At 59.8% G+C, this 10,812-nt stretch carries 10 protein-coding genes; all 10 read left to right on the top strand.

Features of this window, described 5'->3' with window-relative positions; all coding sequences use genetic code 11:
- A partial coding sequence (locus tag PMW70_RS01335) for an arginine deiminase family protein (protein WP_271743653.1) occupies window positions 1-210 on the top strand: 210 nt, incomplete at its 5' end.
- A 105-nt stretch (window positions 211-315) separates the two neighbouring features.
- Entirely contained in the window at window positions 316-1,311 is a 996-nt protein-coding gene (argF, locus tag PMW70_RS01330; protein WP_117584234.1) for an ornithine carbamoyltransferase, read from the top strand.
- A 138-nt stretch (window positions 1,312-1,449) separates the two neighbouring features.
- Entirely contained in the window at window positions 1,450-2,937 is a 1,488-nt protein-coding gene (locus PMW70_RS01325; RefSeq protein ID WP_370448068.1) for a YfcC family protein, read from the top strand.
- A 556-nt stretch (window positions 2,938-3,493) separates the two neighbouring features.
- The gene (locus tag PMW70_RS01320; protein ID WP_006234276.1) at window positions 3,494-4,975 is read left to right on the top strand and encodes a DUF1846 domain-containing protein; all 1,482 of its coding nucleotides are present in this window, start codon (window positions 3,494-3,496) and stop codon (window positions 4,973-4,975) included.
- A 256-nt stretch (window positions 4,976-5,231) separates the two neighbouring features.
- On the top strand, window positions 5,232-5,570 hold the full coding sequence (locus tag PMW70_RS01315) for a helix-turn-helix domain-containing protein (RefSeq protein ID WP_040358312.1): 339 nt from the start codon (window positions 5,232-5,234) through the stop codon (window positions 5,568-5,570).
- 178 nt (window positions 5,571-5,748) lie between these two features.
- A complete protein-coding gene (locus PMW70_RS01310; protein ID WP_055252564.1) occupies window positions 5,749-7,410 on the top strand; it encodes a CTP synthase in 1,662 nt (553 codons plus the stop codon).
- A gap of 2 nt (window positions 7,411-7,412) precedes the next feature.
- Window positions 7,413-8,354, top strand: a complete 942-nt coding sequence (gene xerD, locus PMW70_RS01305; RefSeq protein ID WP_271743652.1) for a site-specific tyrosine recombinase XerD — start codon at window positions 7,413-7,415, stop codon at window positions 8,352-8,354.
- Window positions 8,355-8,816: 462 nt separating this feature from the next.
- On the top strand, window positions 8,817-9,251 hold the full coding sequence (locus PMW70_RS01300; protein ID WP_006234269.1) for a division/cell wall cluster transcriptional repressor MraZ: 435 nt from the start codon (window positions 8,817-8,819) through the stop codon (window positions 9,249-9,251).
- 20 nt (window positions 9,252-9,271) lie between these two features.
- Window positions 9,272-10,237 (top strand): 16S rRNA (cytosine(1402)-N(4))-methyltransferase RsmH, encoded by a 966-nt coding sequence (rsmH, locus tag PMW70_RS01295; protein WP_006234266.1) that lies wholly within the window; start codon window positions 9,272-9,274, stop codon window positions 10,235-10,237.
- 90 nt (window positions 10,238-10,327) lie between these two features.
- Window positions 10,328-10,798 (top strand): hypothetical protein, encoded by a 471-nt coding sequence (locus tag PMW70_RS01290; protein WP_022094483.1) that lies wholly within the window; start codon window positions 10,328-10,330, stop codon window positions 10,796-10,798.
- Window positions 10,799-10,812 lie beyond the last annotated feature (14 nt).

Genomic DNA, 10,812 nt, shown 5'->3' with positions numbered 1-10,812 from the left:
ATCGCGGCCTCCCGCGAGCAGTGGAACGACGGCTCCAACACCCTGTGCGTCGAGCCCGGCAAGATCTGCGTCTACGCCCGCAACACCGTCACCAACGACGTGCTGTACAAGGAGGGCCTGGACCTTCTCGTCGTGCCCTCCGCCGAGCTCTCCCGCGGCCGTGGCGGCCCGCGCTGCATGAGCATGCCCTTCTGGCGCGAGGACCTCTAAGTCTTTCCGTTTCCGGTGCGGTCTCCCTACAACCGCACCGGTTTCGCCCGTCAAACGGGCGACACTAATACTTACGTAATTCATTTCTTCGAAAGGAAACGAACCATGGGTGTTAACCTCTCCGGCCGTAGCTTCCTCAAGCTCCTCGACCTCACCACCGAGGAGATCGAGTACCTGCTCAAGCTCTCCAAGAACTTCAAGGACATGAAGCGCGCTGGCGTTCCGCACCGCTATCTCGAGGGCAAGAACATCGTTCTGCTCTTCCAGAAGACCTCCACTCGTACCCGCTGCGCCTTCGAGGTCGGCGGCATGGATCTGGGCATGGGCGTCACCTACCTCGATCCGGGTTCGTCGCAGATGGGCAAGAAGGAGTCCATCGAGGATACCGCCCGCGTTCTCGGCCGCATGTATGATGGCATCGAGTTCCGTGGCTTTGCCCAGGACGACGTCGAGGAGCTCGCTGCTAAGTCCGGCGTGCCTGTGTGGAACGGCCTGACCACTGAGTGGCATCCCACCCAGATGCTCGCCGACATCCTGACCGTCCAGGAGAACTTCAACTACGACATCAAGGGCAAGACCCTCGTCTTCATGGGCGACTGCAAGAACAACGTTGCCCGCTCCCTCATGGTCGTCTGCTCCAAGCTCGGCATGAACTTCGTGGCCTGCGGCCCCGAGGAGTGCATGCCCGCTGACGACGTCATCGAGGCCTGCAAGCCCATCGCTGAGGCTAACGGCTGCACCATCAAGCTGACCACCGACGTCAAGGACGGCGTCACCGGTGCCGACGTTCTCTACACCGACGTGTGGGTCTCCATGGGCGAGCCTGACGAGGTCTGGGCCGAGCGCATCGCTCAGCTCACCCCGTATCGCGTTACCTCTGAGGTCATGGCTATGGCCAACCCGGGTGCCATCTTCCTGCACTGCCTGCCCAGCTTCCACGACACCAACACCACGATTGGCGCCGAGAAGTGCGAGCAGTTCGGCATCACCGAGCAGGAGGTCACTGACGAGGTCTTCGAGAGCCCCGCTTCCAAGGTCTTCGACGAGGCCGAGAACCGCATGCACACCATCAAGGCTGTCATGTACGCCACGCTCAAGTAAGAGCATCTAGCATCTCGCTCGGGGTGTATTGCTGCGCACCCCGAGCGCTTTTGTCTGGTAAAAATCTCGCACCGAGCGACATGCACGGCACGGAAGAGCCGCTTCGGGCGAGATCAGTAAATGATTTATGAAGGGGGGATGAGAACTATGACTGAGACCGCTAAGAAAAAGCGCGGTATGCCTTCATCGTTCACCATTCTTCTTGCTCTGCTGGCAATTGTCGCGGTTATTACCGTTATCGTCTCCGGTACGTCCGGTGGCGAGGTTACCGCTGCCCGCCTGAGCGATTTCTGCACCGCCCCTGTCAAGGGCTTCGCCGACGCTCTGCCCGTTTGCCTCTTCGTTATGATCCTCGGCGGCTTCCTCGGCATGATGACCGAAACCGGCGCCTTGGACAACGGCATTGCCGTTCTGGTGCAGAAGCTTAAGGGCAATGAGATCATGCTCGTTCCCGTGCTGATGCTCATCTTCTCCCTCGGTGGTACCACCTATGGTATGTGCGAGGAGACTGTTCCCTTCTACGCCCTGCTCGCCGCTACGATGATGGCTGCTGGCTTCGACCCCATGGTCGGCGCCGCTACCGTCCTGCTCGGCGCTGGCTGCGGCTGCCTCGGCTCCACGGTTAACCCGTTCGCCGTCGGCGCTGCCGTCGACGCTCTGACCGGCGTTGGCATCGAGGTCAACCAGTCCATCATCATCGGCCTCGGTGCCGTCCTGTGGATTGTTACCACCGGCATGTCCATCTTCTTCGTCATGAACTATGCCAAGAAGGTTAAGGCTGACAAGGGTTCCACCATCCTTTCGATGCAGGAGCTCAAGGACGCCGAAGAGACTCACGGCAAGGCTGCTTCCGAGGTTAACAAGGAGGTCAAGCTCACCGGTCGTCAGAAGGGTGTTCTGATCGCCTTTGCCTTCACCTTCGTCGTCATGATCGTCGGCTTCATTCCGCTAGCCGACCTCAACGAGGGCGTCGCCAACTTCTTCGATGCTGGCGCTGTCTATGACGCCGACGGTAACGCCATCGTTCAGGGCTGGTCTGCCCTGATCACCGGCCTGCCCATTGGCCAGTGGTACTTCGACGAGGCTTCCACCTGGTTCTTCCTCATGGCTGTCCTGATCGGTATTATCGGCGGCCTGTCCGAGAAGCAGATCGTCAACACCTTCATCACCGGCGCTGCCGACATGATGTCCGTTGTCCTCGTCATCGCTCTTGCCCGTGGTATCTCCGTCCTCATGGCTAGCACCGGCCTCGACGTCTACGTCCTCGACGCTGCCGCCAATGCTCTGGCTGGCCTGTCCGGCGTGATCTTCGCTCCCATGAGCTTCCTGGTCTACTTCGGCCTGTCCTTCCTGATCCCCTCGACCTCTGGTATGGCTACCGTGTCCATGCCCATCATGGGACCGCTGGCTGTTAAGCTCGGCTTCTCGCCCGAGGTCATGGTCATGATCTACTCCGCCGCCATCGGCATCGTGAACCTGTTCACCCCGACTTCCGGCGCCATCATGGGCGGTCTTGCCCTGGCCAAGATCGAGTGGACGACCTGGCTCAAGTTTGCTCTTAAGCTCATCGTCGCTCTCTCCGTCGTCTGCGCCATCATCCTGACCATCGCTTGCGTGATGATCTAAGTACCCAACGGGTACCCCACGGAAACCTTGACGATCCTGTAAAGGATCATCTGGTCATCGTCTGTCCGGTGGGGTCAACCCACCGGTAGACTCCTACCTTTAGCCCCCTCCCGTTCCGTGCGCGGGAGGGGGCGACTTGCGTTCCGGCGTTTTACCAAACGCCGGAACCGGTCGACGCTGCGCGCCGCCCAGGACGACAATTTGTCATTCAAAAGGCAAGGCATGACCAAAAGGTCTATGCCTTGCCTTTTTCATGCCAACTTGTACGTCCTGGACGGCGCTCGCTGTCCGCCCTCTGCCTGCGGCGCTTTCCATTGTTGGTGCAGGGGCGCTTTGCCTACTCTGGCGGGCTTTCGCTGGCTTATGCTTAACCTGCGACGTTTTCATTGTTGGTGCTGAGTGCCTTGTTTCCCGTTCCAAATGAGCCACCCCGGGTCCCCGGCGGTTGCGGTGGGCGTGTTTGGTTGGTGCCTGTTGACGGCCTGGGCATCGGGGAGGGCAGGCTCCGTTATAATCGCGTAGGAACTTAATTTACAAAACGGGACGGGAGCCATACATGCGCCAGGGTTTCGACAACGCGAAATATATCGAGCTGCAGGCCGCTCATATTAAGGAGCGCATCTCGCAGTTTGGCGGCAAGCTGTATTTGGAGTTTGGCGGCAAGCTGTTTGACGACTATCACGCGAGCCGCGTGCTGCCGGGTTTTGAGCCGGACAGCAAGTTTCGCATGCTCAAGAGCATAGCCGACGACGTCGAGGTCATCATCGCCATTAACGCGAACCACATCGAGAAGAACAAGGCTCGCGGTGACCTGGGCATTACCTATGACGAGGACGTTTTGCGCCTGGTCGACCTGTTCCGCGGCAACGGCTTTGCCGTCGCGGCTGTGGTCATCACCCAGTACGCCGGCCAGCCCGCTGCCGATGTGTTCCGCAACCGCCTGAACGCGCTCGGTATTCCCGCCAAGCTGCACTATCCCATCGAGGGGTATCCGCACGATGTCGATCTGATCGTGTCCGACGATGGCTATGGCAAGAACGAGTTTGTCGAGACCACCCGACCGCTCGTTGTGGTCACTGCCCCCGGTCCTGGCTCGGGCAAGCTTGCCACCTGCCTGTCTCAGCTCTATCACGAGCACAAGCATGGCACGGCCGCCGGCTATGCCAAGTTCGAGACCTTCCCGGTCTGGAATCTTCCTCTGACGCATCCGGTCAATATTGCCTACGAGGCCGCCACGGCTGACCTCGATGACGCCAATATCATCGACTCCTTCCACCTGGAGGCCTACAACAAGACCACGGTCAACTACAACCGCGACGTCGAGGCCTTCCCGGTAGTCCGTGCCCTGATGGAAAAGATCCTGGGCAAGAGCCCCTACCAGAGCCCTACGGACATGGGCGTCAATATGGTCGGCTTTGCCATCACCGATGACGATGCCTGCCGCGACGCTTCCAAGATGGAGATCGTTCGCCGCTACTTTACCGCGGTCGAAAATGTGCGCCGTACCGGCGTGGGCGATGAGCAAGTCGACCGTCTCAAGATTATTATGAAGAAAGCCGGCATCGATAAGAACTACTCACCGGCGCGCTCGGCGGCCCTCACCAGGGAGCAGCTGACGGGTGGTCCCGTGGGTGCCATGGTCATGCCCGATGGCTCCGTGGTGACCGGTAAGACCTCCACGCGCCTGGGCGCCGCAAGTTCGCTCATTATGAACGCCCTCAAGCATGTCTCGGGCGTCGACCTTGAGCTCGAGGTCATTAGCGATGAGGCGATCGAGCCCATCAGCAAGCTCAAGACGCATTTCCTGGGCAGCAAAAACCCGCGCCTCCACACCGACGAGACGCTTATGGCGCTGTCGATCACCTCGGCCACGAGTGAGACGGCCGCTCGCGTCCTTTCGGGCCTGGAGCAGCTGCGCGGTTGCGATGCCTTCTTTAGCGTGATTATCTCGCCGACGGACGAGACGGTACTGCGCAAACTGGGTATCAACGTGTGCTGCGAGCCCAAGTTTGAGCGCCGCGGTTTCTTCCATCGCTAAGTTTGAAGCACCGCGGTAATTGCATTGCATTTTGGCCGTATCGGGTTAGCGCCCGGTACGGCTTTTTGATCAATAAAGCGTCTATTTCGGCGAAAAATAGCTGTTTACCTGCCTAGAAACAATTTGAGCGGTATACAATAACCGTAACTGTTTCATCCTTAGCGGGATGCCGCATGATGGATATTACCTGCCATCGTGAGGTGTGTCGGTCGCGCACGGCGCGTTAGATGCTCGTGCTCGGTTTGAGGAGGCTGCTATGGCGGGCAAGGGTCGTGCGAGTGTTAACGATATGAAGCGTGTCGAGGTGCTGGTGTTGATGGAGATCGACCAGCAAACCGAAGACAATGGCGGGCCGTATGGTTTCTCGCGCAAAACGCTTGCCGAGCGCGTGGGGGTTTCGCCGTATCGTGCCCGCGCCGCAATCGATCGCTTGGATTCCGAAGGTATGATTGATGTCGTCTCGCGTTATAGCGACGACGGCGGTCAGCTTGCAAATGGCATTTGCCTCACCGAACGTGGTGAGTGGTATCTTGAGGGCGTCCGTACCGGCATGCTCGTTCAAGAAATGCTTGAGGACGAGGTTGCTGATCGATAGCAGCATGTAACCCTTGCCATAGCGACGCCGCCTGGGAAACCGGGCGGCGTTTTGTTTCAAGATGGAGAAATGCTATTGCGCGTAAGAAAAATTGCGTGCGGCGTGCGTCGCGAGTATTACAATGAAGACCCGTAAGATGTGTATGGACAACTTCTACGGGAAGCGCAGGTAACTCAATATGACCAAGCATGTGTTCGTGACCGGCGGCGTGGTTTCGTCTCTGGGCAAGGGTATTACCGCGGCCTCGCTGGGCCGTCTGCTCAAGTCGCGCGGGTACAAGGTAACGATGCAAAAGGCCGACCCGTATCTGAACGTCGACCCCGGCACCATGAGCCCGTTCCAGCATGGCGAGGTCTTTGTGACCGAGGACGGCTACGAGTCCGATCTGGACCTGGGCCACTACGAGCGCTTTATCGACGAGAACCTGACCCGCGATTCCAACTTTACGACTGGTGCCATCTATAAGAGCCTGATTGCCCGCGAGCGTCGCGGTGACTTTTTAGGCGGTACCGTGCAGGTGATTCCTCACGTCACCAATGCCATTAAGGATAAGTTCCGCCGCATCGAGGAGCAGACCGGCTCCGATGTAGTCATCACCGAGCTGGGCGGCACGATTGGCGACATCGAGTCCCAACCGTTTGTCGAGGCCATTCGTCAGTACCGCAAGGAGGCCGGCCCCGAGAACGTCTGCTACATCCACGTGTCGCTCGTTCCCTATATCGCCGCCGCCCACGAGGTCAAGACCAAGCCCACGCAGCATTCCGTCAAGGAGCTCCGCAGCTTTGGCATCCAGCCCGATATTATCGTGTTGCGCTCCGACCACCATATCGATGACGCTATCCGCGGGAAGATCGCAAGCTTCTGCGACGTCGACACCGATTGCGTCTTTACCAACGAGGACTGCGCGAGCATTTACGATGTTCCGCAGCTGCTTGCCGAGCAGGACTTTGACCTGCGCATTTGCGAGCGCCTGGGTCTGGACCCGCGTGAGCGCGACATGAGCGAGTGGAACGAGTTCCTGCGCAAACAGAATCACGCCAACCATCACGCCGACAAGGTGAAGATTGCCGTCGTTGGCAAGTACACGCAGCTGCCCGATGCGTACCTGTCGGTTATCGAGGCCCTGCACCATGCGGGTGTCTTCTACGATCGCCATGTGGACGTCCAGCTGGTCGACGGCGAGAGCCTCGACGAGCAGAATGTCTCCGAAGTTCTGGGCGACGCTTCGGGCATCCTGGTCCCCGGCGGCTTTGGCAAGCGCGCCCTGGAGGGCAAGATCCTCGCGGCCGAGTTTGCCCGCGAGCACAAGATTCCGTATCTGGGCATTTGCCTGGGTATGCAGGTGGCCGTGTGCGAGTTCGCCCGCAACGTCGTCGGCCTTGCCGGCGCCAGCTCCTCCGAGTTCGACCCGGACGGTCCGTTTAGCGTCATCGATCTGATGAGCTCGCAGGAGGATGTGACCGAGAAGGGCGGCACCATGCGTCTGGGCGCCTATCCGTGCAAGCTCGCCGCCGATACCCTCGCTCGCGAGGCATATGGCGAGGATCTCGTCTACGAGCGTCACCGTCACCGCTTTGAGTTTAACAACGCCTTCCGCGACCAGCTCGAGGACGCCGGCTTGGTTATCTCTGGCCTCTCACCCGACGAGCGCCTGGTCGAGATGGTCGAGCTGCCGCGCGACGTGCATCCGTGGTATGTGGCAACCCAGGCTCACCCCGAGTTCAAGAGCCGTCCGACCAACCCGCAGCCGCTGTTCCGAGAGTTCGTGCGTGCCTCGATCGGTCAGCACGAGGGTGTCGATCGCCTACAGGTGACGCCCATGAACCTCGCTACGGACTAAGGGTGCCGGCGAACAAAGAACATACCGAAGCTACTCCCTCGTCGCTCGCCGTGGCGGCGGGGGAGTATCTCGATTACCTCGCGGTCGAGCGGGGTTTGGCGCGCAACACGATTGCGGCCTACCGTCGTGACCTGACGACGTACTGCGCCTATCTGGAGCGGGCGGGCATCATGTCTTTTGATGAGGCGACTCGTCAGGTCGTGGAGGGCTTTGTCGCCGACCGTCGCGATGGGGGCTATTCCGATGCCTCGGTGGAGCGTGCGCTTGCGGCCGTGAAGGGCCTGCATGCCTTTTTGGTGCGCGATGGGATTGTGGCCCAAAATCCAACGGCGGCGTTGCGCCTGCCTAAAAAGGCTGAGCGTTTGCCGGAGTATCTATCGGTGGAGGATGTCTCGGCGCTGCTCGATCAAGACTTCCCCGAGGGCGAGATGGGCTTGCGCGACCATGCCATCTTGGAAGTGCTCTACGGATGCGGCTTGCGTGTGAGCGAGTTGGTGGGGCTCGATGTGGGCGATATCCATATCGACGATGGCTTTGTGCTCGTTCGCGGTAAGGGCTCAAAGGAACGCCTGTCCCCGCTGGTGGGAAGCGCGGCGCGAGCTCTGACGCTCTATTTAACTGAGGGGCGTTCTCGCTTGGCGGCCCATGCCCACGGAACCGAGACCTCGGCGGTCTTTTTAAATAAGAACGGCCGCCGTCTGTCGCGCCAGGGCATCCATTCCATCTGTGAGCGCTACGGGCGCCAGGTGGGGCTGGTGGGACTCCATCCCCATACGCTGCGTCACTCCTTTGCCACCCATATGCTTGCGGGCGGTGCAGACCTCCGTGTGCTACAGGAGATCTTGGGACATGCTGATATATCGACCACGCAGGTCTACACGCATGTCGATCGTACGCAACTGACCGAGGTCTATCTGGCGGCGCACCCGCTGGCACATCGTTAACACATCGCTGGCCTGCATATCTATAGGTATTTGGGGACGGGCCCCAGATTGCCGCGGCGTGCTTTTGCGCGCGCATGGGCAATCTGGGGTCCGTCCCATTTTTTGCCACTTGTCGTCGCGGTGGCGGGCCGCATGTGCCTTGGGTGGGGGAGTTTGGGGGCGATGTGAACGGCATGTAAAGGGACGCAAAAATCGCCTCAAGGTCAACTTGAAGGTTGAGGTTGAAAGGCGGGGTGCCACAGGTGGCATCCCGCCGTTGCTGTAAACACAACATATTGTGTTTTCGAACATATGATTGGGGGTGTTTTGCAATATATGGTGGGTGGAGTGGTGGGGCGGGGTGGGGGAAGGGGTGGGGAAAGGTGTTGAAAAATGGGGCGGTTCCCCATATTATTAATGACGTCGACAGGCGGGGTGGTTCCCCGCGTACGTGCCATCTGAGTAACCGAGGGGAGGGCGCACATGGGAATGACTGGTGCATACGAGCGCAATCTCGATGCAAAAGGTCGTCTGTCCCTGCCTGCACCCCTTCGCGAGGAGCTTGGAGAGCACGTTCGCGTGTTCAAAGCCCTGGATGTCGATGCTCTGTACGTGTTCTCTGCCGAGGCCTTCGATAAGTGGGTCGAAGGACTCTTCGCGGGTCGTGAGGGCCACGAGGGTTTTAACCCGCGTGACATTAATGACCAGAAGCTCATGAGGGCGATCAACAAGCGCACCACGTCGATGGACGTGGACAGCGCCGGTCGTATCGGTCTTTCCGAGTCTCTCCGCAAGCAGGCGAACCTCGACCGCGAGGTCACGGTTGTGGGCAACTACGACCACCTTGAGGTTTGGGATCGCGCCGCGGCCGATGAGGACGATGACGATGAGGCCCTGCTGGACCTCTTCTTCTCGTAAGGGCAAGGCACGGGTAACGGATGGAGCGTGGGATCTTGACACAAGAATATCGGCATGAACCTGTCATGCTCGGCGAAGTGCTTGAGTCGCTGCGGCTAAAGAGCGGCTCCGTTGTCTGCGATTGCACCCTTGGCGGTGCCGGCCATTCGGTAAAGATGGCTGCGCAGGTGGGGGAGACGGGTCTTTTGCTCGGCGTCGATCAGGACGACATGGCCCTCGAGGCCGCTGGCGCCCGTCTGGACCGCGAGGTTCCCGGCGTTCCGCACCAGCTGCTGAAGGGCAACTTCGGCGACTTGGACGAGCTGCTTTGCTCGGCCGAGGTGCCCGGGGTCGATGGCTTCCTGTTCGATTTGGGCGTTTCGTCACCGCAACTCGATATCCCTGGAAGGGGCTTTTCGTATAACGAGGACGCCCCATTGGACATGCGGATGGATCCGGGTAATAACACCTTAAACGCAGCTGAGGTCATCAACACCTATAACGAACACGACCTCGCTCGGATTCTACGCGTCTACGGCGAAGAGAAGTTCGCCTCGCAGATCGCGCGCGAGATCGTGCGCCGCCGCGAGCAAGAACCGATCGAAACCACCGGCCAATTTGTCGAGATCATCAAGGCGGGTATCCCGGCTGCCGCTCGTCGGCATGGCGGACACCCGGCCAAGAAAAGTTTCCAGGCCATTCGCATCGAGGTCAATCACGAGCTCGATGTGCTCGAACGAGGGCTTGATGCCGCCACCAGGTGGCTCAACCCGGGCGGACGTATCTGCGTCATCTCATATCACTCGCTCGAGGACCGTATCGTAAAGAACCACTTTAAGGAGATGAGCCAGGGGTGCACGTGTCCGCCGGAGATTCCGGTGTGCGTGTGCGGCAACGTGCCGATACTCAAGGTCATCACCCGCAAACCCTTGGTTGCACAGCCTGATGAGGTTGAGCGCAACCCTCGGGCGAGATCAGCCAAAATCCGCGTGGCGCAGCGTCTGTAGGCGCGACCGCGTGATATTGGACCTCCCGCTCGCACCATAAACGAAGCTTAAACACACTACCAACGTACTCGGGATGGGAGGCGGCATATCATGGGCTACAACACTTCAAGCGCAGCACTCGCCTATGATATGAACGCCATGCCCGCCTATCGTGAGACGCCGCAGGCCCCCGTTGCTCCCCGTGAGCAGCGCACGCCGCGCTTTGATGTCTACACGGGCGCGGGCCGTCAGGCAAACCAGGCGGTAAGCCCGGTTTTCATGAGCGTTCTTAAAACGTTTTGCATCATTGCGGCTATCTTCATGACGATCGGCGTCGCCCGCGTGGCGCTCGCCGGTGTTACGGCCCAGGTGCTCAACAGCAACGCCGAGCTTACCAATACGCTCGAAAAGGCGACCGATGAGAGCTCCGACCTGGAGGTCATGCATTCGGTCTATGGCGCCGACACGCGCATTCGCGACCTTGCGGGCGCTTATGGCATGGTGGAGCCCAGCGAGAGCGTTACACTTGACTTTTCGCAGGATGCAGCCGCGGGCGCCAACGCGACCGCGACCGCTCAGTAGCAAGACGGTAGCTG

Origin of the sequence: Collinsella aerofaciens (genome assembly GCF_028209625.1) — a bacterium.
Taxonomy (GTDB): domain Bacteria; phylum Actinomycetota; class Coriobacteriia; order Coriobacteriales; family Coriobacteriaceae; genus Collinsella; species Collinsella aerofaciens_AM.
This window is presented reverse-complemented; position numbering and strand designations above follow the sequence as displayed.

Bases quoted from the DNA above. Each gene is read 5' to 3' on its own strand.
- argF (WP_117584234.1), top strand. From the start codon at position 316: ATGGGTGTTAACCTCTCCGGCCGTAGCTTCCTCAAGCTCCTCGACCTC.
- PMW70_RS01325 (WP_370448068.1), top strand. From the start codon at position 1,450: ATGAGAACTATGACTGAGACCGCTAAGAAAAAGCGCGGTATGCCTTCA.
- PMW70_RS01320 (WP_006234276.1), top strand. From the start codon at position 3,494: ATGCGCCAGGGTTTCGACAACGCGAAATATATCGAGCTGCAGGCCGCT.
- PMW70_RS01315 (WP_040358312.1), top strand. From the start codon at position 5,232: ATGGCGGGCAAGGGTCGTGCGAGTGTTAACGATATGAAGCGTGTCGAG.
- PMW70_RS01310 (WP_055252564.1), top strand. From the start codon at position 5,749: ATGACCAAGCATGTGTTCGTGACCGGCGGCGTGGTTTCGTCTCTGGGC.
- PMW70_RS01300 (WP_006234269.1), top strand. From the start codon at position 8,817: ATGGGAATGACTGGTGCATACGAGCGCAATCTCGATGCAAAAGGTCGT.
- rsmH (WP_006234266.1), top strand. From the start codon at position 9,272: ATGGAGCGTGGGATCTTGACACAAGAATATCGGCATGAACCTGTCATG.
- PMW70_RS01290 (WP_022094483.1), top strand. From the start codon at position 10,328: ATGGGCTACAACACTTCAAGCGCAGCACTCGCCTATGATATGAACGCC.